The sequence below is a fragment of the Halomonas sp. 707B3 genome (assembly GCF_024158645.1).
Lineage (GTDB): Bacteria > Pseudomonadota > Gammaproteobacteria > Pseudomonadales > Halomonadaceae > Vreelandella > Vreelandella lionensis.
In genome coordinates this window covers 1-25,299 of record NZ_JAMZBE010000011.1, presented here as the reverse complement: position 1 = coordinate 25,299, position 25,299 = coordinate 1, and the positions used below count along the sequence as shown (strand labels likewise).

At 51.8% G+C, this 25,299-nt stretch carries 28 protein-coding genes; 17 read left to right on the top strand and 11 right to left on the bottom strand.

Going from position 1 to position 25,299, the window contains the following annotated elements; translation table 11 throughout:
- Window positions 1–241 precede the first annotated feature (241 nt).
- The 13 genes from fliF to fliR all read left to right on the top strand — a co-directional run bounded on the left by fliF (window position 242) and on the right by fliR (window position 11,711).
- On the top strand, window positions 242–2,011 hold the full coding sequence (gene fliF, locus BIS10_RS02965) for a flagellar basal-body MS-ring/collar protein FliF (RefSeq protein ID WP_253502293.1): 1,770 nt from the start codon (window positions 242–244) through the stop codon (window positions 2,009–2,011).
- Window positions 2,004–3,008, top strand: coding sequence for a flagellar motor switch protein FliG (gene fliG, locus BIS10_RS02960; RefSeq protein ID WP_083026272.1), 1,005 nt, complete (start codon window positions 2,004–2,006; stop codon window positions 3,006–3,008). Before fliF ends, fliG begins: the two co-directional genes overlap by 8 nt.
- A complete protein-coding gene (locus tag BIS10_RS02955) occupies window positions 3,001–3,765 on the top strand; it encodes a flagellar assembly protein FliH (protein ID WP_253502290.1) in 765 nt (254 codons plus the stop codon). Before fliG ends, BIS10_RS02955 begins: the two co-directional genes overlap by 8 nt.
- Before the next feature lie 4 nt (window positions 3,766–3,769).
- A complete protein-coding gene (fliI, locus tag BIS10_RS02950; protein WP_253502287.1) occupies window positions 3,770–5,158 on the top strand; it encodes a flagellar protein export ATPase FliI in 1,389 nt (462 codons plus the stop codon).
- Window positions 5,159–5,611, top strand: a complete 453-nt coding sequence (fliJ, locus tag BIS10_RS02945) for a flagellar export protein FliJ (protein ID WP_044629578.1) — start codon at window positions 5,159–5,161, stop codon at window positions 5,609–5,611.
- Window positions 5,612–5,633: 22 nt separating this feature from the next.
- Window positions 5,634–7,184, top strand: a complete 1,551-nt coding sequence (locus BIS10_RS02940) for a flagellar hook-length control protein FliK (protein ID WP_253502284.1) — start codon at window positions 5,634–5,636, stop codon at window positions 7,182–7,184.
- Window positions 7,185–7,343: 159 nt separating this feature from the next.
- The gene (gene fliL / locus BIS10_RS02935; RefSeq protein WP_089675597.1) at window positions 7,344–7,820 is read left to right on the top strand and encodes a flagellar basal body-associated protein FliL; all 477 of its coding nucleotides are present in this window, start codon (window positions 7,344–7,346) and stop codon (window positions 7,818–7,820) included.
- A gap of 21 nt (window positions 7,821–7,841) precedes the next feature.
- On the top strand, window positions 7,842–8,897 hold the full coding sequence (fliM, locus tag BIS10_RS02930; protein ID WP_253502281.1) for a flagellar motor switch protein FliM: 1,056 nt from the start codon (window positions 7,842–7,844) through the stop codon (window positions 8,895–8,897).
- Window positions 8,894–9,412: a flagellar motor switch protein FliN gene (gene fliN, locus BIS10_RS02925; RefSeq protein WP_253502276.1), complete on the top strand. Its 519-nt coding sequence runs from the start codon at window positions 8,894–8,896 to the stop codon at window positions 9,410–9,412. The genes fliM and fliN overlap by 4 nt, the downstream gene beginning before the upstream one ends.
- Window positions 9,409–9,843 (top strand): flagellar biosynthetic protein FliO, encoded by a 435-nt coding sequence (gene fliO, locus BIS10_RS02920; protein WP_253502273.1) that lies wholly within the window; start codon window positions 9,409–9,411, stop codon window positions 9,841–9,843. The genes fliN and fliO overlap by 4 nt, the downstream gene beginning before the upstream one ends.
- A 47-nt stretch (window positions 9,844–9,890) precedes the next feature.
- The gene (gene fliP / locus BIS10_RS02915) at window positions 9,891–10,619 is read left to right on the top strand and encodes a flagellar type III secretion system pore protein FliP (protein ID WP_137092845.1); all 729 of its coding nucleotides are present in this window, start codon (window positions 9,891–9,893) and stop codon (window positions 10,617–10,619) included.
- A 27-nt stretch (window positions 10,620–10,646) separates the two neighbouring features.
- Window positions 10,647–10,916 (top strand): flagellar biosynthesis protein FliQ, encoded by a 270-nt coding sequence (gene fliQ / locus BIS10_RS02910; protein ID WP_044629584.1) that lies wholly within the window; start codon window positions 10,647–10,649, stop codon window positions 10,914–10,916.
- Window positions 10,917–10,919: 3 nt separating this feature from the next.
- A complete protein-coding gene (fliR, locus tag BIS10_RS02905; RefSeq protein ID WP_253502269.1) occupies window positions 10,920–11,711 on the top strand; it encodes a flagellar biosynthetic protein FliR in 792 nt (263 codons plus the stop codon).
- A gap of 52 nt (window positions 11,712–11,763) precedes the next feature.
- Here fliR and flgL read toward each other — a convergent pair whose 3' ends face one another.
- The 11 genes from flgL to flgB all read right to left on the bottom strand — a co-directional run bounded on the left by flgL (window position 11,764) and on the right by flgB (window position 22,620).
- Window positions 11,764–13,056, bottom strand: a complete 1,293-nt coding sequence (flgL, locus tag BIS10_RS02900) for a flagellar hook-associated protein FlgL (RefSeq protein ID WP_253502266.1) — start codon at window positions 13,054–13,056, stop codon at window positions 11,764–11,766.
- Between the two features lie 18 nt (window positions 13,057–13,074).
- Window positions 13,075–15,018, bottom strand: a complete 1,944-nt coding sequence (flgK, locus tag BIS10_RS02895) for a flagellar hook-associated protein FlgK (RefSeq protein WP_253502263.1) — start codon at window positions 15,016–15,018, stop codon at window positions 13,075–13,077.
- 63 nt (window positions 15,019–15,081) lie between these two features.
- Window positions 15,082–16,101, bottom strand: coding sequence for a flagellar assembly peptidoglycan hydrolase FlgJ (gene flgJ / locus BIS10_RS02890; RefSeq protein ID WP_253502260.1), 1,020 nt, complete (start codon window positions 16,099–16,101; stop codon window positions 15,082–15,084).
- A complete protein-coding gene (locus BIS10_RS02885) occupies window positions 16,101–17,180 on the bottom strand; it encodes a flagellar basal body P-ring protein FlgI (RefSeq protein ID WP_253502327.1) in 1,080 nt (359 codons plus the stop codon). Before BIS10_RS02885 ends, flgJ begins: the two co-directional genes overlap by 1 nt.
- A gap of 90 nt (window positions 17,181–17,270) precedes the next feature.
- Window positions 17,271–17,960: a flagellar basal body L-ring protein FlgH gene (locus BIS10_RS02880; RefSeq protein WP_083026288.1), complete on the bottom strand. Its 690-nt coding sequence runs from the start codon at window positions 17,958–17,960 to the stop codon at window positions 17,271–17,273.
- Between the two features lie 37 nt (window positions 17,961–17,997).
- Window positions 17,998–18,780 (bottom strand): flagellar basal-body rod protein FlgG, encoded by a 783-nt coding sequence (gene flgG / locus BIS10_RS02875; protein WP_253502257.1) that lies wholly within the window; start codon window positions 18,778–18,780, stop codon window positions 17,998–18,000.
- 30 nt (window positions 18,781–18,810) lie between these two features.
- Entirely contained in the window at window positions 18,811–19,569 is a 759-nt protein-coding gene (locus tag BIS10_RS02870; protein WP_089675593.1) for a flagellar basal body rod protein FlgF, read from the bottom strand.
- Window positions 19,570–19,600: 31 nt separating this feature from the next.
- Window positions 19,601–21,028, bottom strand: coding sequence for a flagellar hook protein FlgE (gene flgE / locus BIS10_RS02865; RefSeq protein ID WP_253502253.1), 1,428 nt, complete (start codon window positions 21,026–21,028; stop codon window positions 19,601–19,603).
- Between the two features lie 32 nt (window positions 21,029–21,060).
- A complete protein-coding gene (locus BIS10_RS02860) occupies window positions 21,061–21,750 on the bottom strand; it encodes a flagellar hook assembly protein FlgD (protein WP_253502250.1) in 690 nt (229 codons plus the stop codon).
- Between the two features lie 2 nt (window positions 21,751–21,752).
- Window positions 21,753–22,163: a flagellar basal body rod protein FlgC gene (flgC, locus tag BIS10_RS02855; protein ID WP_058576990.1), complete on the bottom strand. Its 411-nt coding sequence runs from the start codon at window positions 22,161–22,163 to the stop codon at window positions 21,753–21,755.
- A gap of 25 nt (window positions 22,164–22,188) precedes the next feature.
- Entirely contained in the window at window positions 22,189–22,620 is a 432-nt protein-coding gene (gene flgB / locus BIS10_RS02850; RefSeq protein WP_253502247.1) for a flagellar basal body rod protein FlgB, read from the bottom strand.
- Between the two features lie 195 nt (window positions 22,621–22,815).
- On the opposite strand from flgB, the gene flgA reads away from it, so the two are divergent.
- The 4 genes from flgA (at window position 22,816) to BIS10_RS02830 (ending at window position 25,151) form a co-directional block, all read left to right on the top strand.
- Complete coding sequence (flgA, locus tag BIS10_RS02845) at window positions 22,816–23,529, top strand: flagellar basal body P-ring formation chaperone FlgA (RefSeq protein WP_253502244.1); 714 nt, start codon at window positions 22,816–22,818, stop codon at window positions 23,527–23,529.
- Window positions 23,530–23,614: 85 nt separating this feature from the next.
- Window positions 23,615–23,881: a flagellar biosynthesis anti-sigma factor FlgM gene (flgM, locus tag BIS10_RS02840; RefSeq protein WP_044629596.1), complete on the top strand. Its 267-nt coding sequence runs from the start codon at window positions 23,615–23,617 to the stop codon at window positions 23,879–23,881.
- 8 nt (window positions 23,882–23,889) lie between these two features.
- Complete coding sequence (locus BIS10_RS02835; protein WP_044629597.1) at window positions 23,890–24,339, top strand: flagella synthesis protein FlgN; 450 nt, start codon at window positions 23,890–23,892, stop codon at window positions 24,337–24,339.
- 71 nt (window positions 24,340–24,410) lie between these two features.
- Complete coding sequence (locus BIS10_RS02830; RefSeq protein ID WP_253502241.1) at window positions 24,411–25,151, top strand: SDR family NAD(P)-dependent oxidoreductase; 741 nt, start codon at window positions 24,411–24,413, stop codon at window positions 25,149–25,151.
- Window positions 25,152–25,299: the final 148 nt, after the last annotated feature.

The following is a 25,299-nucleotide window of genomic DNA, read 5'->3' as shown; positions in this document are numbered from 1 at the left end:
TGCGGAAAATCAATTAGTACAAAAAGCCTACCATTGGTAGGAGAAGCGTCATACGTACAAATGAGTATAAAAAGCCAAGCTTTTCGTTCATTTATGGTCGACACACCCCCGGATAATGGCGTTCATCACAATTCCGCTTCATCTTTTTAGCGGATAACCGCGATTGACGGATATAGCCTATGCCTTCTTTGGTGATGCGCCTGGGCCGACACCCGTTTTGCCTGCCCTTCTGGAGGGACGCATGAGCGAAACTGGTGCTACGGCAGGCCGTCAAAACAGCACGACACCAAACGCCTCTCGCAGTGGAGCGGCGGAAAACGAATCCAGCAGCCCCTCTGCCTTGGCGCGCACCATGAAACAGCTGCGCAGCAATCCATTAGTGGTTGTATTGATTGCGGCAGCGGCCTCTATCGCCGTTGTGGCTGCTTTATTTATGTGGGCTAGCAGCCCCGAGTACCGTGTGCTTTACAGCAACCTGAGCGAAGCGGATGGTGGACGAATTATTTCGGAGCTTGATAGCCGCGGCGTACCCTATCAGTTTAGCCAGGGGGGCCAGGCACTGCTGGTGCCCGGCGAGCAGGTGCATACCCTCAGGCTCCAGTTAGCTGAGCAAGGCTTGCCCCGCGGCGGCAATCTTGGCCTAGAGCTTATGGAAACCCAAGCTTTTGGGATTAGCCAATTTGCTGAGCAGGTGAACTTTCAGCGTGGCCTGGAAGGCGAGCTTTCACGCTCTATCGAATCACTAGGCCCCGTCGAAAGTGTGCGCGTGCATCTATCGATGGCAAAGCCGTCCGTCTTTATCCGTGACCGCGAACCTGCCAAAGCCTCTGTGGTGTTGAATCTCTTGCCAGGTCGCGTCCTTGGCGAGGGGCAAGTTAGCGCCATTGTGCACATGGTATCCAGCAGTGTGCCTGAGCTTGCTACTGAAGATGTGACGGTGGTCGATCAGAACGGCCGCCTACTCACTGCCAATAGCGCCCAGGGTAACGACCTGGATGGTACGCAGTTAGCGTACATCAGCGAAGTGGAGCGCTCCTATCAGCAGCGTATTGAGAACATTCTTTCGCCCATTGTTGGCAGCAACAATGTTCGCGCCCAGGTAGCGGCACAGATCGATTTTTCACGCCGAGAGCAAACCTCCGAGCGTTACAGCCCAAACCAAGCGCCTAACGAATCAGCAGTCCGCAGCCGTCAGCTTAGCCTCTCTTACGATGGCGAAGATCCATTGGCCACCGGCATTCCTGGGGCGTTAAGCAATACTCCTCCTGGGGTAGCCCCCTCCCCCATTAACCAGCCAGACCCCGAAGAGGGTGATGTTGCGGACGATGCAGGTACCGAACCAGGCGCTTTGCGCAACTTGCGCCAAGAAGATGTCGTTAATTACGAAGTAGATCGTAGTATTGAGCATATTCAGCACCGCCTTGGCCAGATACAACGCCTCTCAGCGGCTGTTGTTGTTAACTTTCGCGACGTCACTAATGAAGAAGGTGAGGTTGAACAAGTCGCGCTCAGCGATGAAGAGATCGCCCAAATTGAGCGTTTGGTACAACAAGCAATGGGGTTTTCGGATCTGCGCGGCGATCAAGTGGAAGTGGTTAACACACCCTTCGCTGGCGATGATGATACCCGCGTCGAACCGGTCTGGTGGCAACATCCGGACAACCTAGCGATAGCTGCCAATTTAGGGCGCTACTTACTAGTTGCGCTAGCCGCATTGCTACTCTACCTGCTGATTTTGCGCCCATTAATCAAGCGCTACACCCAGCCGCCCGTGATGGCCGCTGCAGCGCCTGGAAGCACGTTGAGCACCAGTGTTGGTAGCGACGAAGATGACCAGGAAAGCGAGGGCGAAGGCGCGTCCGATGATGAGGACACCTATAGCAACAAGCCCAAGCGCCGTCGCAAAACGTCGCTTTACGAACACAATCTTAACGACCTGCGAGAAATGGCCCAAGAAGACCCCCGTATGGTCGCGATGATTATTCGCAGCTGGATGAACGCTAATGACTAGCATTGCTGAAATGGGCGGCGCACGTAAAAGCGCCATTCTTCTGCTGGCCCTGGACGAAGACAGCGCCGCTGAGATTTTTAAGTTCCTTAGCGCCAGCGAAGTGCAAGAGATCAGTATGGAAATGGCACGGCTTCATCAAGTTTCCCATGATGATATGAAAGCCGTGCTAGAAGCCTTCCATCAAGAAACTGAAGAGTTCGTGGCGCTTAACCTCAACTCTAGCGAGCATATTCGTTCGGTACTGACTAAGGCACTGGGCAGTGAACGAGCTACTAGCCTAATTGAGGATATTCTCGAAACCACGGGCGAGAATTCAGGTATTGATGCACTCAACCTGATGGAAGCCTCCATGGTGTCGGAGCTGATTCGCGACGAGCATCCGCAGATCATCGCCACCATCCTGGTTCACCTGGATCGCCATCAGGCCGCTGATATTCTCGAGCTCTTCGAAGAGAAACTGCGTAACGACGTGGTACTTCGGATCGCCACCTTTAGCGGCGTGCAACCAGCCGCGCTTCAGGAGCTTACCGAAGTGCTTACCAGCATGTTGGATGGCCAAAACCTCAAGCGCAGCAAAATGGGTGGCGTAAGAACTGCGGCAGAGATCCTCAACCTGATGAACTCTTCTCAAGAAGAGGTGGCCATCGAAACCGTCCGCTCGCACAGCGAAGACCTTGCCCAGAAGATCATCGACGAGATGTTCCTATTCGAGAACCTACTCGACCTGGACAACCGCGCGATTCAGATGGTACTTCAGGAAGTGGAGACCAACTCGCTGGTGGTGGCGCTCAAAGGCGCTCAAGATGCCCTAGTGGACAAATTCCTACGCAACATGTCGCAGCGCGCCGCCGACTTGGTTCGCGAAGACATGGAGGCTCGCGGCCCTATCCGCGTCTCGCAAGTGGAAACCGAGCAGAAAGCGATTCTACAAATTGTGCGCCGCTTAGCGGATTCCGGAGAGATCGTCCTGGCGGGCGGAGACGACGAGTATGTCTAATACTCATTCGCCTGAATTTGATCGCCACGGCGAGTGGCGACGCTGGCAAATGGATGAGCTGGTAACGCCTGCTAGTGACAAATCTCAACAAAATGCCTCAGGCCCCACGGCTCACCAGCGCAAAGTGGAAGCTGCCCAACGCGCCGCCGCAGAAGCAAGGGCACGTGAGGAAAAGCAGCGGCAAGAGGTTTATGAGCAACTTCGCCAGGCAGCCGAAGAAGAAGGCTATCAGGCGGGCCTGAAACGCGGGCACGAAGAGGGCCTTACTAAAGGCCTGAGCGAGGGACGCGACCAAGCAGCCGAAGAGCTTAAAGAGCAAATTCGTCAAACGGTCGCACCGCTAGGATCATTGGCAAAGCAGTTTTCAGATGCCCTTGAGCGTCTTGATGACACAATCGCCCATGATCTTGCTGAACTTGCCCTGGCAACAGGCAAACAGCTAGCAGGAGACGCGCTAACTGAGCAACCTGAGCATATTTTGTCCATCGTTCGCGAGCTGCTGCATACCGAGCCACCGTTAGTCGGTAAACAGCGTTTATGGCTTAACCCAAACGACCACACCTTGGTTGAAGAGCATCTTGGTGGCGAGCTAGAGGCTGCTGGCTGGGTACTGCAACCCGACGATCAGTTGGCCCGTGGCGGCTGCCGCGTTACCAGTGCCCAAGGCGAACTGGACGCGACGTTTGAGAGCCGCTGGCAAAATATTAATGCACAGCTGCGCAAACGACATAGCGGCAACGCGACACCGTCCGAGTAACGCGATGAATCACTTCAATTGCCCTCACCAACACCGCTGGCGTAAAGCACTGCAGCGCACCAGCCAGCGTGTGAGCCGACTCCCCCACTACCGAACCAGTGGGCGGGTTGTGCGCGCGACTGGCATGGTGATTGAGGTGGTTGGCTTACGAGTGGCGGTAGGTAGCGCTTGCCACATTGAACTGCCAGGAGCAGATGGCCGGCTTAACGATAGCCACAAGCATGCAGAAGCTGAAGTCGTCGGTTTCTCCGGTGAAAAGCTGTTTTTAATGCCGCTAGAAGAAATCTCTGGCCTGATGCCGGGTGCACGGGTTACCCCTCTTGTTGATGGCAATGGCCACAGTGCCCGGCGCTTCCCAGTAGGCGACGAGCTTTTAGGCCGCGTACTGGATGGTAATGGTAACCCGCTTGATGATCGTGAAGGTGTTGAGGATGCCCAGCGCACCACCTTGCAATCCAGGCCACTGAATCCGCTGTCCCGGGCGCCTATTGATGCTCAAATCGATGTCGGCATTCGTGCCATTAATGCCCTACTCAGCGTTGGCCGCGGCCAGCGCATGGGCCTATTTGCCGGCTCAGGCGTCGGTAAGTCAGTACTGTTAGGCATGATGGCACGCTATACCCAGGCCGATGTGATCGTCGTTGGCTTGATTGGTGAGCGTGGCCGTGAAGTACAGGACTTTATTGACAATATCTTGGGGCCAGAAGGGCGCCGACGCGCTGTTGTTGTCGCCGCGCCTGCGGATACCTCGCCGCTGCAACGCTTGCAAGGGGCCGCTTACGCCACACGTATCGCCGAAGGATTTAGGGACTCTGGCCGCAACGTGCTGCTAATAATGGACTCCCTTACACGCTATGCCATGGCACAGCGGGAGATCGCATTAGCCATTGGCGAACCCCCTGCCACTAAAGGGTATCCACCCTCCGTCTTTGCCAAGCTACCCGGCTTGGTAGAGCGGGCGGGCAATGCTGAGCGGGGCGGCGGCTCCATTACCGCGTTCTACACCGTGTTAACAGAAGGCGATGACCAGCAGGACCCGATCGCTGACTCCGCCAGGGCCATTTTGGATGGTCATATCGTCCTGTCGCGGACGCTGGCAGAAGCCGGGCACTATCCTGCTATCGATATAGAAGCCTCTATCAGCCGTGCAATGACCGCCATCGTGACGCAGGAGCAGCAGCAAAAAGCGCGTACCTTTAAACAGATTTTTTCACGCTATCAGCGTAACCGCGACCTGATCAGCGTAGGGGCCTACAGCCCAGGCCATGATCCGCGGCTGGATGAAGCGGTGAATCGCTTTCCAGCCTTAGAGCGGTTTCTTCAACAGAACATTGACGAGTGTGCAACGCTTGAGGAGTCCTACCAGGCCCTGCACACGGTAGTGGGAGGCTAAATGAGTCATAACCAGCTTGATATGCTGACGGACCTGGCCCGTGATGCTCGTGACCAAGCAGGAAAACTGCTGGCCCAAGAGCGTCAAACCCAACAGCAAACGGAAGCCCAGCTGCAGTCACTCAACCGCTACCGAGTAGAGTATGCAGAGCGTTTGCAGCACGCCATGCGTGACGGCATTGACCCCGCTACCATGTATAATTATCAGCAGTTCTTAGCCTCGTTGGATGCCGCCCTTGTGCGTGCTAGACAGGCGCTGACTGCACAGCAAAAACGCGTACAACAGAGCCAGCAGCATTGGCAACAAGAGCAGCGCAAGCTCTCTTCTTACGATACACTGGCCTCACGTAGGCTATTAGAAGAGCATCGCCGCCAAGCGCGTTACGAGCAAAAAGCAACCGATGACTTTGTCACTAGTCGTGTAGCTCGCCAACAGTCTGATAAACCACTTTAGCTCCGGGTCAGGAAGCCTATCCATGAATATTCAACTGTTACTTTCTGCGAACCCCAGCCAGGGCAGTGGCGCATCAGCCTCACAAGCGACGGAGGCTCAAGGCTTTCCCACTGGGCTATTCCGCCAAGCCATGCTGCAGGCTACAGACACCCAACGCCCAATGGGCGCACTTTCTAACGCTCCATCCACCGATGGAGAACAGGCGCTGCGTGATTTTACCTCGCTCCTAGAATCGCTGGGTATTGAGCTAGATGAAAGTGCACTTGCCGATCTATTTGGACAGTTGCAATTGGCTACTCAGGCTATGCAGCAAAAATTAAGCAGTCAAAGTCTTGGAGCACTTAGTAATCAACAAGTACCTGCTGAGACAACGATCCAAACGCCATATGGCTTAGACAAACACTTAGAATCACTTGGAATTGATTCCAATCAAGAGGCGTTGGCGCAGCTACAGATAGCTGCTCAAACGATGAATGACTTAGTCAAGCAACTTGAGTCACTTGATATTAAGCTCAATCAAGAGGAGATTGCAGAGCTTTTTGCTCAGCTACAAACGGCTGAACAAGGCACCCCAGAACCGCTAATAGCATTAGCTGCAGCGGCGGCTACCGACAACACGTTGGACATGCCATCACCTGCTCTACAGGAAATTTCCAGTCGGCTGTCATTAGTCGCTGCCTTTACTGATGACGCAGGCCTACCGTCCCCCACTACTACCCAAACAACGTCTGTCGCCGCTATCGCCGAACAGTTAGCGATTGACAAAAAAGACGCGATAGCTCTCATCAATGCTTACCAACAGCTATCGGGTAGCACAGGGTCTAATGGGTCTGCTCAGCGCCCTGAAACGCTCAGCCAGCAAATAGCAGCGCTTTCATTGGGTAATGCTGCTAATACAGATACGAGCACTCAGCAGACAACCTCAAATACGCTTGCCGCATCAACCATGCAAACAATGGCCACCAGTGTGCACGTCAGCAGTGAAGCCATGGCTAGCGCTCTGGCGGTTAGCGGTGCCTCTGGAGAAGCAGCAGCGCGCATTAGCGGCGGTAACGAGCTAGCATTTAACCTGCCTAACGCTAACGCCGCACCACAGCCTATTGCTGCCGCAACGGGAGCCTCACTGCCATCCTCTATTGGCACCCCTGTCTCTCACCCCTCCTGGCCGTCACAGCTAGGTCAACAGCTCGTTCAGCTTGTCCAGCGAGGGGGGGAGCAGCATGTTCAAATGAAACTACATCCTGCTGAGCTTGGGCCACTTTCTATCTCGTTAAAAATGACAGAACACGGCGCACAAGCTCAATTTTTATCCGCTCACGCTCAGGTTCGACAAGTGATTGAACAAGCGATTCCTCAACTGCGTGAAGCACTGGCGGAACAAGGAATTTCACTAAGTGACACATCAGTGGGTGAACAAGGCTTTTCTAATCAACAGGAAGCGTTTGCTCAGCAAAGCACAGGCTCAAGCGCTGGTGGTGAAAGCGGAGTCACTAGCGTTGAGGGTGAAACCGGGACGCCTGCATCTGGGGGTTCCTCCATCGCACTCGATGGGCGTGTGGACCTTTATGCTTAAAATATAGCCACGCTATAAGTATGGTTTAATTGTGAGTACCGTGTTAAATAGCTAAACCAAAAGATAGGCTCTCCAAGAGAGCCTGTTCGTTTCTTCATTATCACCCGCGTTAGGCATAATGCTTGGCTAGCGTCATGTGCGAACATCATGGGAACAACAATGGCAGAATCAAGCGGCGGATCTAAAAAACTGCTCTGGGTAATGATCATTCTCGTACTGCTTTCCTCTGCAGGGGCAGCAGCGGCTATTTATCTAGTGCTGGATCAGCGCAACAGCAGCGACAGTGGCGAAGCTCAACAGCAAACGGTCGAGCTTACCCCCCCTGTGTTTACACGCATTGAGCCATTCACTGTTAATTTAGCTGATGACCGCTATGGTTCACGCCTGCTCTATACGGGTATTACGCTGCGAGTGGGTAACGAACAGAGTAAAACAATTATCGAAGAGCATATGCCGCAAGTGCGCAGCCGCTTACTAATTCTGTTATCGGGAAAACAAGCCAACGAACTCACCTCGACAGAGGGGAAAGAGGAGCTGGCACAGGCAATTATTAGTCGTTTGAACGTACCCCTCACCGAAAATCAGCCCCCCCTAGATCTAAGGGAAGTGCTGTTTACCGAATTTATTGTGCAATAACCTCGGGAACTGGAGCCGTTCATGTCACAGGACGATCTACTGTCCCAGGAAGAAATTGACGCCTTACTAAAGGGTGTCAGTGGAGACGAAGAGCCCTCTACGGCGTCGTCCAAGTCTCAGGACGAAACAAAAATTCGCCCGTATGACCCATCGACTCAACATCGGGTCATACGCGAACGTCTGCATGCGCTTGATTTTATTAACGAGCGTTTTGCTCGTTATTTCCGCAACGGATTATTCAATCTAATTCGTCGCAGCTCAGACATCACTGTCGAGTCCGTGCGCTATCAAAGCTTTAGCGACTTCTCACGTAACGTTCCGGTGCCGACCAACCTCAATATCGTGTCGATGAAGCCGATGCGGGGCTCTGCATTGGTGGTATTTCCACCAAATCTCGTGTTTATGGTAGTAGACAACCTGTTCGGTGGAGACGGGCGATTCGTTACGAAATCAGATGGGCGCGAATTTACCAATACCGAACAACGTATTATCCAGCGCCTGCTCAATCTTGCGATTGATGCCTATCAAGAAGCTTGGAAGGTAGTATACCCGATAGATGTCCACTTCCTGCGCTCCGAAGTCCAGTCTAAATTCGCCAATATTACTAATTCACCTAATGAGATTGTGGTCAATACCAAGTTCAATATTGAGGTAGGCAACCTATCCAGTAGCTTTCAGATTTGCATGCCCTACGCAATGATTGAGCCGCTGCGCGATTTATTGGTTAACCCGATCAACGATAGCAATCATGACAGTGATGGCTCTTGGTCACGTCGCATGGCCAGCGAGCTGCGCCAATCTGAAGTTGAGTTGGTCGCTGACTTTGCGCAGATTCCGAGTCGAATTGCTCACGTCATGGGGCTAAAAAAGGGGGATGTTTTGCCGATGGACATTCCCAGTACGATCACCGCCAGCGTTGACGGCGTCCCTGTGATGGAGTGTGAATACGGCAGTCAACGCCAGCAGCGCGCCCTGCGTGTTGTGCGTATGATCGACCATGCTGCTATGAATAACGTATCGTCCAAGGACTTTATTAAAGGTTCAACGCGACAGAAAGCCAAGGAACCCAAAGCATGACTGACCCTAATAAACCCGATCAAAAAGTCTCTGATGACGATTGGGCGGAAGCCATGTCTGAGCAAGAAGAGCCGTCGTCTAGTGCTGATGCCGCAAGCGATGATGATGACCCCTGGGCAGCTGCCATGGCAGAGCAGGAGGCTGCAGAGCAGGCCGATACGGAAGATGAGCCTGAATCAGAGGCACCTCAAGCCAAGCCAGCCAGCGACGATGTATTTCGCCCGCTGAGCGCAGAAAAAAGTACGACTCCCTCCCGTGATCTTGAGATGATCATGGATATTCCGGTTAAGCTTACCGTTGAGTTAGGGCGCACCAAACTGACGATTAAGCAGCTATTAGAGCTCGCTCAAGGATCTGTCATTGAGCTGGAGGGATTAGCGGGTGAGCCAATGGATATCCTGATCAATGGCTACCTAATTGCTCAGGGGGAAGTAGTAGTTATCGAAGATAAATACGGTATCCGTATTACTGAGATTATTACACCATCCGAGCGCATTCATAAACTAAACCGATGAGTGTTGCGACCTCTAGTGCGCAAGCCCCCCTTGAGGCATTAAGTGGCGGTGATGCATTAATCGGCATGGCGGCATTAGGCAAAACAGCCGCCGCACTAGCGTTGGTGATTGCCATTATTTTGCTGTGCACATCACTGCTCAAACGCTGGCAGCATCATCGCTATGACCATGGTGCACGTTTACGCATCGTAGGTACCACCGCAGTAGGCAATCGCGAGCGAATTGTGGTTGTCGAAATTGAAGACACATGGCTCGTTCTGGGCGTTAGTGGTGGCCGTATTAGTAAACTACACGAACGTCCAGCGCCTACTGATCGTGGATCCACGCCCCCTAGTCCGCCGACCCGCTTCTCACAGCGTTTAGCTAACGCTATAGCCAATAGTCGCGGCAAGGGCGACAGTACTCCCTCAGACTCTCAGCATACCTCATGAAATACGCTCAGCATTTTGCCTGGCCCTATTCGCGTCACTGGTGGCTGATGAGTATTCTCATCATCGGATGCCTCGTGGCTTTTCCCAGCCACGCCCAGCAACTACCTGGGTTAGTTTCACAACCAACGGAAGGCGGTGGCCAACAGTGGTCTCTCTCTCTACAAACACTGCTGTTCTTAAGTTCCTTGGCGTTTTTGCCAGCAATGCTCCTGATGATGACCAGTTTTACCCGCATCATCATTGTACTCAGCCTGCTAAGGACAGCGATGGGTACTCAGGCTACGCCGCCTAACCAGGTACTGTTGGGGATCGCGCTCTTTTTAACGTTTTTTATTATGTCGCCAGTACTTAACCAAGTATATGACACCGCCTGGGTGCCGTTGACGGATGAGGTGATCAATTTTGAAGAGTTCCTGCTTCGCGCGCAGCTACCTTTCCGAGAGTTTATGCTGGCTCAAACGCGGGAGCCGGACCTGGCCCTATTTGTTCGTTTAGCCGATGTGGGCCCCTTGCAAGGGCCAGAAGAGCTACCAATGCGCGTCTTGCTACCTGCCTTTGTCACCAGCGAGCTCAAGACGGCCTTTCAAATTGGCTTTACCATCTTTATCCCTTTTTTGATCATTGACCTTGTAGTGGCCAGTACGCTAATGGCGTTGGGGATGATGATGGTTCCACCGATCACTATTTCGCTGCCATTTAAGCTCATGCTTTTTGTATTGGTTGACGGCTGGCAGCTCATTATTGGTTCGTTGGCAGAGAGCTTTTATATGATTTAACGTCGCGGGGCGACGAGGAGCGTAATCATGACACCCGAGATGGTGATGAGCGTCGCTTATCAGGGTATGCGCGTGACACTTTTTCTAGCTGGTCCTATGCTGTTAGCAGCACTATTTACAGGTCTGATTATTAGCCTGTTCCAGGCCGCTACCCAAATAAACGAGATGACGCTGACATTTATCCCGAAAATCTTAGCGGTGTTTGCCGTTCTGGTACTAGCGGGCCCCTGGCTCATCGGCTTAATTACCGACTTCACGACGCGGCTATTTACCAACATACCCGCAATGGTGATGTAGCCTGTGGTTGAAGTAACATTTGCCCAGCTTCAGGGGTGGCTGGTGGCCTTTTTTTGGCCCTTTGTGCGTATTACGGCCTTTATGACAGCGACGCCTTTATGGGGCCACTCCAGCATTCCCAATCAAGCTAAAGTAGCGCTTGCCGCAGTGATCGCCGTCGTCATTGCTCCCGTTCTCCCACCGATGCCCAGTGTACCGCTCATGTCTTGGGCAGGTCTGGGCATTATCATTGAGCAAATGCTGATCGGTATTGCGATTGGGCTGGTGATGCACATTATGTTTGCCGTTGTCCAAGCGGCCGGTGAGTTTATCGGCCTTCAGATGGGGCTCGCCTTTGCGAGCTTCTTTGACATGTCTAGTGGCACCAACATTATGGTGCTATCACGCATTCTCTATATGGTCACCCTGCTCATGTTTCTCGCCTTTAATGGCCACCTGATGGTGTTAGAAACACTAGTGATGAGCTTTGAAACACTTCCAATTGGAATTGGCAGCCTTAATCCTAATGCGTTTGAACTACTGGCACGCTACGCAGGTACTATCTTTGCTTCCGGTATGCTGCTCGCTTTGCCTCTGGTAGCCTCGTTGCTCATTATTAATCTGTCGCTAGGCATCCTAAACCGTTCAGCACCGCAGCTAACCGTGTTTAATATTGGCTTTCCTACCTCGCTCACCGTTGGCATAGTGTTGCTCATGGTGCTAATGAGCGATATCGGCAGCTTTCTTCAGCAGCTGTTTAGCCAGGGAATTAGCTTTACGCAAAGCCTGATTGAGACCATGGCGCCCTTAAATTAATGCCCCGGCACATGGCCAGGGCATAGCAAAAGAGTGACTGCTCGCTAAGACATTACATAAAGTCAAATAGCGACATCCCCTTAATATCCACAAACGCTTTTTGAGAAGCCTGCAGACCAACCTGACGCAAGCTGTATTCTGAAATAGCATCAGCGTAGTCCAGATCCACCAAGTCAGAAAGCGTCTGCTCATAATTGAGCATCCGGTTACTACCTACTGCATCCACCACGTCTAGCTCGTTTAGTTTTGCCCCAGCCGAAGCGCGCACTGTTAGAACATTATCAAGGGCATTATCTAGATCTCGCATAGATGTGTTTAGCGTATTGCGCAATTCTGCTTTTTCCGCACCGGTAGTGGCGGGACTTTCTAAAACACGTATTGCTGCTTCCATGGTGCGGAACAGATCCGCAGGGCGCTGCTCACTACCTGACTGGGCAACAAGAATCTCGTCGTCAGGCTCAGCGCTGCCAGTGAGTGTGACATTAACACCCCCAAAACTAAGCTGCTGACCTTCACCGACATATTCTCCTGTAACCACCAAATCAGCAGGATCTTCCTGCCACTCGCCTTCACTAAAACGCTGCACTTGGTAGCTGACGCCGCTATCCACCGTCGTATCTTCATTAAACACAACACGGTAGCTGTCGCCATACCCAGGGTCATTGACATTACTCACCTGTGGGCCACTAAACGTTATGCTACCGCCATTCCTCCCCTCCACGCCGGCGATCGGCTGACCACCATCGCTGCTTTTTACTGCCTCTGCTACGTAACCCGCACCACTTGGCACACTTTGAAATATTGAAATGCCATTTTCAGTAACCGGCATTAAGCGAGAGGCATCAATACGCTGCTGGCGAGCGTTATCATCCCCTTTATACTCAATATTGCCTTCACTATTTTTAACAAAGGGAGGCGCATTATCAGCATAGCCACCAAATAAGTAACGTCCGTTACCATCAGTCGCGTTTGCTTGGCCGATCATGGTTTCGTAAATACCTTTTAACTCGCTGGCAATCGATTCTCGGTCAACATCGCTTAAGGTATCGCTTGATGCTTGAACTAGTCTTGTCTTTGCACTAATAACAGAGTCACTGATGCTATTAAGTATACTTTCTGTCTGTGCTAGAGAGTTACGCGCAGATACGCGAGAGTCTTCAAACTGTTGGGTAATCGCCTTAGATTGATCAACACGCACGGCGCGCGCTGCTGACTGTGGGTCATCCGAAGGGTTAACCACACGGCGTCCACTAGCAATCTGCTGACTGATTTTTAGAAAGTCATTCTGCTGACGGTTAATTGAAGCCGTACTTTGTTCATACATGGTAACGCTGCTAATACGCATGAGGCAGACTCCTAACCGTTAGCTACGTAAGCCTAAAATAGTGTCAAAAATAGTAGAAGCAGTATCGATGACGCGTGCATTGGCTTGATAAAACTGCTGAAAGCGAATCAGATTTGCCGCTTCTTCATCCAGGTTAACACCAGACTCCGACTGCTGCACTGCACGCAGCTGATCAGTTAAACCTTGGCGTGCATCAAGGTTGACCTGAATAATGTTGGTACGATTTCCCACATCGCTGACCAGCGCCCCATAAGCTCCACTCAAAGAGGCAGAGCCACCTACGATATCCTTACTCTGGAGGTCTTGGAGTGCTAAGGCATTGCGATTGTCGCCTGCAGCAGAGCTCGCTTGCTGAAATGTGAGAGCCCCTTCTGTAGACACATCAGCTAAAACAAAAGATACACCATCAATAGTTATTTCATCGTCCGCAGCCAATACAGCTGCGACTGCATCTGCCGAATCTTGAACGACTCCATTAGCATCTAAGATTCGCGCTTCGCCGTTAACAGAGACCTGACCAGTATACCCACTGATAGATAAGTGTTGATTGGCATTAAGTTCAATTTCCAGTGATTCCGACGTATTGGCAAGCGCATTCTCATAGCGAACATTGCTCACCTCTAGGTCTCCACTCTGCTCAACTAAGCTACCTGCAGCAATTTTATCTAAGTCTGAAACAATGGCTTCCATTCCACCAGCGGCACGTCGTAGTGGTTGAATTTCAAAGCTATCGCCATTTTGGGCAAGATTAATATCGTTGAAATTGACATCAACACCGGCAAAACTTAGAACATTGTCGCTAAATGACCATTCATCCGCCTCTAGCGCCTCACCGGTATCTTTTCTAATCACTTCAAACTCTTCAGTCGATGCATTAATAACACGCACCGTATAGTCGGTTGCTCGTAATGCGCTAGTATTCGCAGAGTCGATCATAGCACTGACCTCTGCGGATCCCTTATTATCTGTATTATAGTAAGCATTAGATTGACCAATACTAAAAAACTCTTGGCCCTGCTCACCGTTCAGGTCAACACCTTTTTGGTGTTGCGTATTAAATTCGAGTGCAATAGAAGCCGCCAACTGCCCTATCTGATTCTGAGTTTTATCTAATGTCTCAGCTCGAAAGCTCATTAAGCCACCTAATGAGCCACCTGTAATTAAACCTTCATCTAGGCTGACAAGGTTGCCATTACCACGAGCCCCTTCACGGTAGCCAACGACCATCCGTTGTGGATCATTCGGTGATGTAACAGCTTCGAGTTTATAGGCAGTATCCCCCGTGACGAGCGGCTGCCCATTGGGAAGAGAAAGATTGTAAGTCTTGCCATCTTGAATATTAAGACGCAAGTTCATTTTTTCATTCAACTCGGAGATCAGCTGGTCGCGCTGATTCAGCAAGCTATTTGGTGCCTCACCAAGCTGTGCACGCGAAAGTGCTATTTCACGGTTAATATTAGCAATCTGGCTTGTGGTGTTATTTATTTGGGTAATTTCGTCTTTAATTTGGCCGTTAACGCCTGATTGTAAATCCTGCAGATATCCATCAAACGAACGGAATTGAGCCGTTAGCGTATCCGCAGCGCCAAGCACGCCCTGCCGGGCGGCAGGATCCGAAGGAGCACTTGCTAAATCCTCAAGAGCGGAAAAGAAATTCTGCATCAAAGGAGAGAGCCCTGCTTCACGATCTGCAAGCAAGTTATCGATCTGAGAGATTTGCGTATTGTAGGTCTCTAGGGCTGTTGATTGCGACTTGGCATTGTTCAATTGCGCGGCAACGAACGTATTGAACTGACGCTCAATATCTGCAACGCGGACACCGGCATTGTTCCGGCTTTCATTGAGTACCGTAATCTCCCGATTGTAGCCAGGAGTATAGACGTTACTAATGTTGTTGCTCGTTGTATTGAGGGCATTCTGCGCCGCATTGAGGCCGCTTAAGCCGATCGAAAACATGCTCATGGTTCAATTCCTTAGGCCGATTTTCTATTTATCGGCAGTGCGCAGAAAAACTTGAATAGTTGCCTAGCGAGAATCCGCCAACAGGCTACCCGCAGAACTCAGCGGCCCTATCGTATTCATTACCGATACCAGCTTATCGGCATAGCGCGGGTCGGTGGCATAGCCGCCACGCTGTAACTCACGCGCTGCTTGCTCTGCGTTAGACGCCTGCACAACACCGGCGTAACGCGGATTGTTACCGATCAGACTGGCATAATCGGTAAAGGCATGCTCAAAGGAGTCATACACACGGAACGTATCAACGATTTGAGTACGACGGCCATTTACATACTCGTGGGTCACGATATCGGTGGTTTTACCTTGCCACTGGCTACCCGCTTTAATACCAAACACGTTATAGCTATTGTGGCCTTGCTGGGTCGCTATCTCATGCTGACCCCAGCCCGTCTCTAGGGCTGCCTGAGCCAAAATGAGCTCAGCAGGTACGCCAGTTGCAGCACTAGCCGCCTGAGCAGGCGTGGCCAGCGTTTGCATGAAACGCTCGACGTGGTCGTGTGAAGAAGCCGCCGGACGCGGGGCTTCTACCAGCGTGGCGGGTGCGCTGCTCGCTTCCCGTTGGCGAATAGCGTCTAGCTCGTTATAAAACTGGCCACTGCCTGTGGTATTAGACACCTGTCCACTATCAGGCTGTAACGGACTATCCAGAACGCGTGGTGTCCCACGAGGAATACCCGCAATTAACGTCTGAAGCTCTTGGTCAGGGTTGGCGACTTGCCCGACCACCCCCTGGCGCTGAAGCTGTTCCACTAGCGCATCGGCTAAACCAATCCCACGAGAAGCCATGACTTGCGACCACTGCTGGTCCAACATGGATTGATAAAATGTCGTATCTCGGCTCTCCAACAGCCCTGAGGTAGGCGTAGCATCCCGCATGCTCTTTACCATCATTTGGATAAAGAGCGCTTCAAACTGCTGAGCCGCGCCTTGAACACCCGCTTCAGGATCAACGCGCGCATTATGCTGCAGCCGCTGGAAGCCGTTCATATCCAGCGCGAACTGGCTGGTCATATCGCCCATGCTCATCAGATGATCTCCAGCTCAGCACGCAGAGAGCCTGATGCTCTCAACGCTTCTAGAATCGACATTAAATCCTGAGGTGTCGCACCTAATGCATTCAGTGCATTCACCACGTCTGCCAAGTCGGCTCCTTCAACAATTTGCAGGTAGGCTTCCTGCTGCTCAATATTGATATCCGCATCAGGCACTACAACGGTTTCACCCTCCCCGAGTGGGTTAGGCTGGCTAACACCAAATTGAGTATCAATCATAATCGACAGATTACCGTGGGCTACTGCAGCTCTACGCAGGGTAACCGCGCTGTTCATAACCACAGAGCCTGTACGTGCATTGAGCACTACTTTGGCGGGTGCCTCAGTTGGTGTTAGCTGAACATTCTCAACCCGAGCCATAAAATTAACCCGAGCGTTGGCGTCCATTGGGCCATCGAGGGCAATGACTCGGCCATTGCGTGCATAGGCAACAGACTGACCGAACTCATTGTTAATTGCCGTTACCATGCGCTGAACGGTGCCAAAATCAGCGTCGTTCAGCTGCAACTCTAGCACCCCACCGTTGCCACCAAGATTGAGCGGCACTTCACGCTCAACAAGAGCCCCGTTCGGAATGCGACCAGAGGCCTGCTGGTTAATCTGTACGCTACTACCACCCGCCTGCGCACCGGCGCCGCCCACTAACATATTGCCCTGGGCAATCGCATAGGTATCGCCATCGGCACCTTTCAGTGGCGTCATCAATAGTGTGCCACCACGCAGGCTACTGGCGTTGGCAATCGAAGAAACAACGATGTCGAGACGCTGCCCTGGACGGGAGAATGGCGGCAGATCTGCAGTCACCATCACAGCAGCGACGTTGCGCAGCTGAAGGTTTGTTCCAGGCGGAACGGTCACGCCTAACTGCGACAGCATGTTGGTTAAACTTTGGCTGGTGAACGGCGCTTGGGTGGTTTGGTCACCGCTGCCATCCAGCCCTACCACTAAGCCATACCCAACAAGTTGGTTATCGCGCACACCGGCAAAACTTGCCAGTTCGCGAACCCTCTCGGCGTGTGCAGGTAGTATGGCAAAACAGAGAGCGATCAGCATTGCGAAGCGTGCTGCCGTTTTAATCCGTTGGAACGCTTTCCACTGCATAGCTATTTCACCAGGTCTCTGTTGTTTAGCGTGTTAACGCGCCTAAAACGGCGATACATTTAGGAAGAAGCGCTGCAGCCAACCCATATGCTGCGCTTCATTAATATAGCCATCGCCAACATACTCAATCCGCGCATCAGCCACCTGGGTGGAGGGCACGGTATTTTGAGCCGTGATGGTGCGAGGGTTTACTACGCCTGAAAAGCGAATAAACTCAGTTCCCTGATTAATAGCAATCTGCTTTTCACCCCGCACACGGAGGTTGCCATTATTCATGACCTCCAGCACCGAGACCGTAATCGTGCCTGTAAACGTATTGTTCGCTTGGGAGCCACCGCCTCCCGTAAAGTCATTGGCCGCCTCAATATCAAAGCCATACTCCGCCAGGGTATCTAGCACGTCGGGCAACTGAGTTAGCTCCAGACTTGCACTACCAGCACGGTTCGCATTGGACTGAGAGTTCTTACTAGCGCTGACTTCTTCATCCAGCACAATGGTCAGAATATCTCCTATCGTGCGCGGCCGACGATCTTCAAAAAGCGGCTGATAGCCGCGACGCGCCTGATAAATAGAGCCATTAGGAACAGGTGGCGGACGGTCGATGATAGTGATTTGCTCTTGTTCGCCGACGACAGAGGCACGCGGGATTTGCGCGCACCCTGCAGTAACCAAAACGACCAGCGCTAGGCTAGCGAGTATGCAGCGGCGTAACACAACGTTTAATTCCAACATAACGCGACCCGTTAAGATGCCCTGATGATCAATGACATTAGAGCTGACTCAGCCGCGCTAGCATTTCGTCACTGGTGGATACAGCCTTGCTATTAATTTCGTAAGCGCGCTGTGTTTGGATCATATTTACCATCTCTTCCACAACATTCACGTTTGAGGTCTCTACATAGCCTTGGAAGAGCCGCCCAGCACCGTTATTACCAGGCGCATTTTGGTTAGGGGCTCCGGAAGCACCAGTTTCAAGATAGAGGTTACCGCCCACACTTTCTAAACCGGCCGGATTAATAAAGGACGCCACGTTAATTTGGCCAATTTCAGCATCCTGGGCAATGCCGGGTTGGCGCACACTTACGGTACCATCTTCACCAATAGTCACGGAGAGCGCATTGGCAGGCACAAAGATAGCTGGCTCCAGCGGGTAGCCATTCGCCGTGACCATCTGGCCATTTTCATTGAGCTGAAAACTGCCATCGCGGGTATAGCCAAGTGTCCCGTCTGGCATCAACACTTGGAAAAACCCCTCACCATCAATCGCTAGATCACGGGAATTACCTGTCTCTTCCAAGCTGCCCTGCGTATGCAAACGCTCGGTGGCAACGGCGCGTACACCCGTACCAATCTGCATACCTGACGGTAGGCGGTCCTGAATATTGTTCTGGGCCCCAGGCTGGCGCATATTTTGGTAGAGCAGGTCTTCGAATACCGGGCGCGAACGTTTAAAGCCATTGGTGCTGACGTTCGCCAAGTTGTTCGAAATAACATCTAGTTTGGTTTGCTGAGACTCTAGCCCGGTCTTGGCAGTCCACAAAGACTTAATCATACGTATATTCCTTTGGCTGAGTGGCTGCGATTAGCCCTGAATAGATAAAATACTGTTAGCTCGCTGAGCATTTTCATCCGCCGTACTTAGCATCTTCATCTGCATATCGTAGCGGCGCGCCACGTCAATCATGGAGACCATGGCATCCACGGCGCTGACGTTACTGCCCTCTAGAGCGCCACTTACCAGACGCGCCTCTTCATCAGCCTGAAGTACGCCTGGCGCACCATCATCGCCAGGAGGCGCCCTGAACAAACCATCCTCACCACGCTCCAGGGCCTGTTCATCCGGTGTAACGAGTTTGATGCGGCCAACGTCCACCATTGCCTCAGGGCCCTCTCCTTGAGGAATGGCACTAATCGTGCCATCTGCCCCAAATGAGATTTGCGCGCCCTGTGGAACAGCAATCGGCCCAGCGTCCCCCATCACAGGGCGGCCCACGCTAAGTAGCACACCGTCGCTATCGAGCTGCAGATCACCGCGACGGGTATAGGTCTCTGTGCCATCTTCTGCTAATACCGCCATCCAGGCGTTTCCCTGCATGGCCACATCTAACATACGCCCAGTACGCTCGATGGGGCCTTGTGAGAAATCCGTCCCCGGAGTGGTTGTCACCGCCGATACCCTTGTTGGCAGGATACCTGCGCCCTCGATGGGTACCGAGCGCGCAGCCTGCAACTGAGCACGAAAACCAGCGGTGGAGACATTCGATAGATTATTGTTCACTACCGACTGCTGGTCCATCGTGTGTTTAGCGCCACTCATGGCGGTGTATAGCATGCGATCCAAGACGCTTACTCCTTAATTGAATTATCGATCATTAAAGATTAATAATCGTCTGCAAGAGCTCGTCTTGAGTACTGATAGAGGTTGAGTTCGCCTGATAAGCACGCTGGGCCACGATGGTATCTACCAGCTGCTTAGCCAAATCGACGTTCGAGTTTTCTAAAACGCCAGACTCGATGGTACCGAATACTCCTGTACCTGCTGTTCCAATAATGCCAATACCCGAAGCATTAGTTTCACGCCATGCGTTGTCGCCTATAGACTGGAGGCCCTCTTCGTTAGCAAAGTTGGCCAATACAATTTGTCCTGCGTCACGGCGCTCTTCGTTGGTATAGATACGAATAACACGACCTTCACGGGTCACTTCCAGGCCAGAGAGGCTGCCAGAAGAATAGCCATCTTGCGTCAGCGTATTTTGCACCGAGCTATTATTAAATTGCGTTGTACCTTTTAAATCTAGATTAAAATTAACGGCGTTAGCTCCACCATCTGGTGTAAACGTAACGCCTGCCAAAGCTGCACCGGGGAGAGGGGCAAACGTAGTAGTAGTAGTAGTAGTAGGAACAGTAGCTGGAGGAACTGCAGGAACTGTTGTAGCGTTAACGGTCACGTCCACAATCGCTGTGATTTCATTATCTGCATTACGCGGCAGTTGTCCATTGGCATCAAAGCGAATACCAAAAGAATTGGTGCCGTAATCAGTCACAGGGCCTTGATTATCACCAGCAGTAGTGCCATCAGCACGTGTAAAACCTGCCACTGCACCATTCACAGCTACCTGCGAAACCCACTGGTTGTCATCAATTTTTAAAAAGTACGTTGACACATTGTGATTATTACCTAAAGAATCAAAAACTGTATAACTATTTGAATAATGGTAGTTGATGTCCATTTCATCGCCATTACCACCCACTATAGTCGCCGACTGAATAGGTGTATTCCCCTCTGGCTGACCAACCACAACACTCGCGTCTAAATTATAGATGGCCGCTACATTTTCTGTTGCCTCGGCCGGTATATCATTAGATGGAATGCGTAGCGCCTGCGGCGCCCCACCAGCAACTACTTCAGAAAACGGGTCATTTTCATCAGACAGCCCGTAGCCTGTTAAGCGCTGCCCTGCCGCATTGACTATAAACCCCTGATTATCCTGACTGAATTGGCCATTTCGGGTATACGCGGCTTCTCCACTGGCTTGCTCAACGCGGTAAAAACCGTCGCCCGCCACCGCCAGATCCAAGGTCCGTCCACTGGTCTCCAAGTCACCGGCGGTAAAGTCCTGACGCACATCTGAGATTTTGACACCTAGGCCGACTTGGCTATTCGCACCTGCGAACACATCGGCAAAAATAGCGCCGGAGCTCTTAAAGCCTACGGTTTGCGAGTTAGCAATATTATTACCGAGAATTTTCAGGTTTTCAGACTGGGCATTCAGACCACTTAATGCTTGAGAAAAGCTCATTTTTTTCTCCTAGAAACAGGTTATGTTAGAGATCAAAGAATTTGTTTCACGTCATTCAGGCTGATTTGCCCGTAAATGGCCCCAAGGTCCAGCCGAACACCGCCATTGACATCGTTGGGTGTCACGCTATTAACAATGGCGTAGTTAAGGGCAGTAGACTCAATCACTTCGCCTTCGGCATCCGTTGCTTCTAGCTGCACTGTATAGCGATTACTGGCGACAACGTCACCCTGATCATTTTTTCCATCCCACTGGAAAGACTGCACGCCCTCTTCAACAGACCCCAAGTCGTAGCGACGGATTACCTGGCCGCCTTGACCCAAAATCGTTGCCTGCACATTTGCTGCTGGTTGTGCTAGCTCAATGCCAAAGGGTGTCGAGTAAGGCTGGCCTTCACTATCCTGCTCCAACATGATTTGTCGTCCAGGTACCATTACACCCTGACCAATTAGCCCGCTCGCTTGCAATGCCTGATTGGCGTTCATTTGGCTGGTAATGCTTTCCAACGTCGAGTTGAGCTGCTCAATGCCACTGACGGTGTTGATTTGAGCGATTTGTGACGTCATCTCCGCGTTTTCCATCGGCTTCAGGGGGTCTTGGTTCTGAAGCTGGGTAATAAGCAGCGTCATAAAACTATTACGTAGCTCTTCTGACTGGCTCTGCTGTAGTTGAACGCCACCACCATTAATATTGGACAACGTTGCTGGGTTAATTGTGCTCATCGTTAGCCCTCACCGAGCGATAGAGTCTGAACCATCATCTGCTTGGTTGTGTTGAAAACCTCTACATTGGCCTGATAGGAGCGCGATGCCGAAATCATATTGACCATTTCATGGACCGGCTCAACATTCGGCTTAGCAACGTAGCCATCTTCATCAGCCGCTGGGTGATTCGGCATATACTCCATACGCAGCGGTGAATCGTTTTCCACAACCTCAGTAACCCGGACGCCGCCAACACCGTAGCGGTTAGACTGTGCCTGGGTTTCAAACATCACCTGCTTTGCGCGGTAGGTTTCACCATCTGGCCCTGCCACGCTATCGGCATTGGCCATGTTGCTTGCCGTTACATTCATACGCTGCGCTTGGGCGCTCATCGCAGAACCGGCAATATCAAACGCTGAAAACATCGACATCGCTTATTTTTCTCCTATTACTAGGTTATTCAGGTTGCATCGCATTTTTCAGGCCCTGAATACGACGGTTCATAATGGTGAGCGCCGCCTGGTAGCGCACAGCGTTATCCGCGAACTGGGTTCGCTCACGGTCCATGTCAACGGTGTTACCATCCAGACTCGGCTGATCCGGAACACGATAGAGCAGCTCGGTGCTTCCAGCACCACGCCATGCGGGGCCTTCTCCTGCCAAGTGCTGTTCGGAGGTGCGCGCTAACGCCAAGCCGCCATTTGGCTGCTGTTGAGACTGTCCGCCTTCAACGGCTTTTTTCAGTTCACTAGCAAAGTCAATGTCGCGCGCCTTATAGTTGGGCGTATCCGCATTGGCAATGTTAGCGGCTAGCACTTGGTGACGTGCTTGGCGCAGGCCCAGCGCCTGCTGGTGGAAGTTAAAGGCAGATTCAAGCTGATCAATCATGCCGACCCTCGCTCGCTGAGAGGCAGAAATAAACCGGAAATTGTTGATGATGAATAATATGCTCCTCTCTTTCACCTTAAAGCATGGAACAGCTACCGTTTACACCAGCATTTCCCATGATGCGTAGGATACTTTTGCATTACACTCCCATGCTGATGTTTACCATCTGATTTTCTATACTGGGCGACTTTACCCATGCGCTATTTGCTGCACGTTGTTGCACGCTACTCAGCAGTTAAGTCATTGTTGTTACTGCTATGTGTTGGCCTATCCCAACCCTCCTGGGCAGAAACAAGCGATCAGTCACTTGTTGAAAGCGTCCAGCAATTTCTCTATCAAGAAGCACAGGCCCTGGGACAAGAGGCAGTCATCAATATCGCACCGCCATCCCCCCATTTACCCACCTGCATACAGCCAACGCCCTTTCTGACTAACCCTAACCAAGCTCCTATTGGGCGTGTTTCTGTAGGCGTTAGGTGTGGAGCTGATGGGCGTCAAGTACGCTACCTGCAGGCAGAAGTAGATGTCATTGGCAGCTACGTTGTGGCAAGCCAAGATATTGATAGAGGCACGTTGATTACCGCCGCTATGCTCGACCAGCGAGAAGGCAACCTTAGCGATTTATCTAGCCAAACGCTGACCGACCAGGCCGATATTGTCGGCAAAGTAGCTCAGCGGCCTATCCGTAGTGGCAGCACGTTTCAGGCGCATTTCCTGCATGCACCTAGCCTCGTGGAACGCGGGCAGCGCGTAACAGTCATAGCAGAAGGAGCTGGCTTTCGTGTCTCTCGAGAGGGGGAGGCGCTTGCTGATGGGGCACAAGGAGAAACCATTCGTGTGCGTTTTGGTTCTCGTGAAATAATGACGGCGCGGGTGATCGGCCAAGGCACATTAATGGTGGATTTTTAGCCTAAGACCTAAAGTGTTTAGCATCTAGGCCGATAGATAGTAATACAGCGCGCGGCGCCCCAACGTTGACGATGAGGCCAACAACGTGAAAATTGATAACCTTAATCCGCTGCTTCGCAATACTCCAGCGCAGCAGCGTGATGACGCACAGAAGGTAAGTGAAGCAAAGCAGCCTGAAACGGGTAATACTACCCGTGAAGCGACTCAGCTCAGCCAATCTAGCATCGATAGCAGCCAGGATATCGATATGGCTAAGGTACAGGAAATTCGTGATGCTATTCGTGAGGGACGGCTCGAAGTGCGTGCCGACCGTATTGCGGATGGTCTAATTGCCAACTTGAAAGATCAGTAAATCTACCTATGAGCCTTTCACGCCTACTCTCCAGTCAGTTGCAACGCCTCGAGGATTTGATTGCCTTACTCTCCAGCGAACAAGAGCAGTTGACCAAAGGCAGTATTGATGGCGATATATTGACTGATATCGCGGGTAAGAAACAGGCGCTTCTAGAAGAACTAGAACGCATGGAGGTATTACGTCGCGGTGTACAGGCAAAGCTTGGCTATCCAGAAGGTGCTCCTGGCGCGAAGCTGGCGGCCACAGATGCTGACTGCCTAGCAACCTGGGAAAGCTTGCTAGAAAAAAGCGAGCGGGTTTCACGAATGAATGCATTAACCGGGCAAATGCTCTCATTGCGTATGAAGCATAACCAGGAGATGCTGGACTACATTCGCCAAATTGCAGAAAAAACGCTCTACAAGCCCAACGGGCGCAATAGTGCTCAGCCGGGCCGCATTAATGCCTCTGCTTAACAAGCAACCATAGACAAATACTATACAAAGCGCTTCAATGGGAACAATATCGTTCACCATCGGAGTTTGTTATGCTGCCTCATCTTCCAGAAGGTTTCACCGCCGTTGTGGCAGGTGCAAATGGCGGTATAGGAAGCGCCATACTGCAAAGCCTGCTTTCATCTCCGCAAACAGGGCATGTGATTGCGGTTAGCCGCTTCCCCCTCGTTTTTGAACATCCCAAGCTTGACTCAATCACTGCGGATATCACCACCACCACAGGCCGACAAGCACTCTGTGAAAGGGTAAACGGCCGACCTGTCCACCTACTCTTCAACGCGATCGGGCTGCTTCACGATGCCTCCCACAGCATACAGCCAGAGAAGCGCCTGGAGCAGCTGGATGAAGTATCATTTGCCCAGGTGATGTATATTAATGCGGCAATCCCAGCCCTGCTACTCGCTGCTCTAAAGCCTTCTCTACAGGGCAAGCACGCTACCATTATTGCCAGCCTTTCTGCTCGTGTAGGATCTATCACTGACAATGGGTATGGTGGCTGGTATAGCTATCGTGCTAGTAAAGCCGCGCATAATATGCTGTTGAGAACCGCCGCTATTGAGCTTAAGAGGCTTAATAAACAGTCGATTGTTCTCTGCCTCCATCCCGGCACTACGGACACTCCTCTCTCAAAGCCTTTTCAAGCCCGTGTCCCTACCGAAAAGCTATTTAGCGCAGAGTTCGTGGCGAAACAGTTAATTGACGTCATGGCCAAGCGCTCGCCCGAAGAGACCGGCAGCTTCTGGGACTGGGCAGGTGAACCTATTGACTGGTAAAAGCAGAGCAAAAAAGCCCCGAACATGCTGTGTTCGGGGCTTTTCTTCGGCGCAACAAAAAACCCAGCCTACTGGCTGGGTTCTTTGCGGTATAAGTGCCTGACGATGACCTACTCTCGCATGGGGAGACCCCACACTACCATCGGCG

Bases quoted from the DNA above. Each gene is read 5' to 3' on its own strand.
- fliF (WP_253502293.1), top strand. From the start codon at position 242: ATGAGCGAAACTGGTGCTACGGCAGGCCGTCAAAACAGCACGACACCA.
- fliG (WP_083026272.1), top strand. From the start codon at position 2,004: ATGACTAGCATTGCTGAAATGGGCGGCGCACGTAAAAGCGCCATTCTT.
- BIS10_RS02955 (WP_253502290.1), top strand. From the start codon at position 3,001: ATGTCTAATACTCATTCGCCTGAATTTGATCGCCACGGCGAGTGGCGA.
- fliI (WP_253502287.1), top strand. From the start codon at position 3,770: ATGAATCACTTCAATTGCCCTCACCAACACCGCTGGCGTAAAGCACTG.
- fliJ (WP_044629578.1), top strand. From the start codon at position 5,159: ATGAGTCATAACCAGCTTGATATGCTGACGGACCTGGCCCGTGATGCT.
- BIS10_RS02940 (WP_253502284.1), top strand. From the start codon at position 5,634: ATGAATATTCAACTGTTACTTTCTGCGAACCCCAGCCAGGGCAGTGGC.
- fliL (WP_089675597.1), top strand. From the start codon at position 7,344: ATGGCAGAATCAAGCGGCGGATCTAAAAAACTGCTCTGGGTAATGATC.
- fliM (WP_253502281.1), top strand. From the start codon at position 7,842: ATGTCACAGGACGATCTACTGTCCCAGGAAGAAATTGACGCCTTACTA.
- fliN (WP_253502276.1), top strand. From the start codon at position 8,894: ATGACTGACCCTAATAAACCCGATCAAAAAGTCTCTGATGACGATTGG.
- fliO (WP_253502273.1), top strand. From the start codon at position 9,409: ATGAGTGTTGCGACCTCTAGTGCGCAAGCCCCCCTTGAGGCATTAAGT.
- fliP (WP_137092845.1), top strand. From the start codon at position 9,891: ATGAGTATTCTCATCATCGGATGCCTCGTGGCTTTTCCCAGCCACGCC.
- fliQ (WP_044629584.1), top strand. From the start codon at position 10,647: ATGACACCCGAGATGGTGATGAGCGTCGCTTATCAGGGTATGCGCGTG.
- flgL (WP_253502266.1), bottom strand. From the start codon at position 13,056: ATGCGTATTAGCAGCGTTACCATGTATGAACAAAGTACGGCTTCAATT.
- flgK (WP_253502263.1), bottom strand. From the start codon at position 15,018: ATGAGCATGTTTTCGATCGGCTTAAGCGGCCTCAATGCGGCGCAGAAT.
- flgJ (WP_253502260.1), bottom strand. From the start codon at position 16,101: ATGAGCATGGGCGATATGACCAGCCAGTTCGCGCTGGATATGAACGGC.
- BIS10_RS02885 (WP_253502327.1), bottom strand. From the start codon at position 17,180: ATGCTGATCGCTCTCTGTTTTGCCATACTACCTGCACACGCCGAGAGG.
- BIS10_RS02880 (WP_083026288.1), bottom strand. From the start codon at position 17,960: ATGTTGGAATTAAACGTTGTGTTACGCCGCTGCATACTCGCTAGCCTA.
- flgG (WP_253502257.1), bottom strand. From the start codon at position 18,780: ATGATTAAGTCTTTGTGGACTGCCAAGACCGGGCTAGAGTCTCAGCAA.
- flgE (WP_253502253.1), bottom strand. From the start codon at position 21,028: ATGAGCTTTTCTCAAGCATTAAGTGGTCTGAATGCCCAGTCTGAAAAC.
- BIS10_RS02860 (WP_253502250.1), bottom strand. From the start codon at position 21,750: ATGAGCACAATTAACCCAGCAACGTTGTCCAATATTAATGGTGGTGGC.
- flgC (WP_058576990.1), bottom strand. From the start codon at position 22,163: ATGTCGATGTTTTCAGCGTTTGATATTGCCGGTTCTGCGATGAGCGCC.
- flgB (WP_253502247.1), bottom strand. From the start codon at position 22,620: ATGATTGATCAGCTTGAATCTGCCTTTAACTTCCACCAGCAGGCGCTG.
- flgA (WP_253502244.1), top strand. From the start codon at position 22,816: ATGCGCTATTTGCTGCACGTTGTTGCACGCTACTCAGCAGTTAAGTCA.
- BIS10_RS02835 (WP_044629597.1), top strand. From the start codon at position 23,890: ATGAGCCTTTCACGCCTACTCTCCAGTCAGTTGCAACGCCTCGAGGAT.
- BIS10_RS02830 (WP_253502241.1), top strand. From the start codon at position 24,411: ATGCTGCCTCATCTTCCAGAAGGTTTCACCGCCGTTGTGGCAGGTGCA.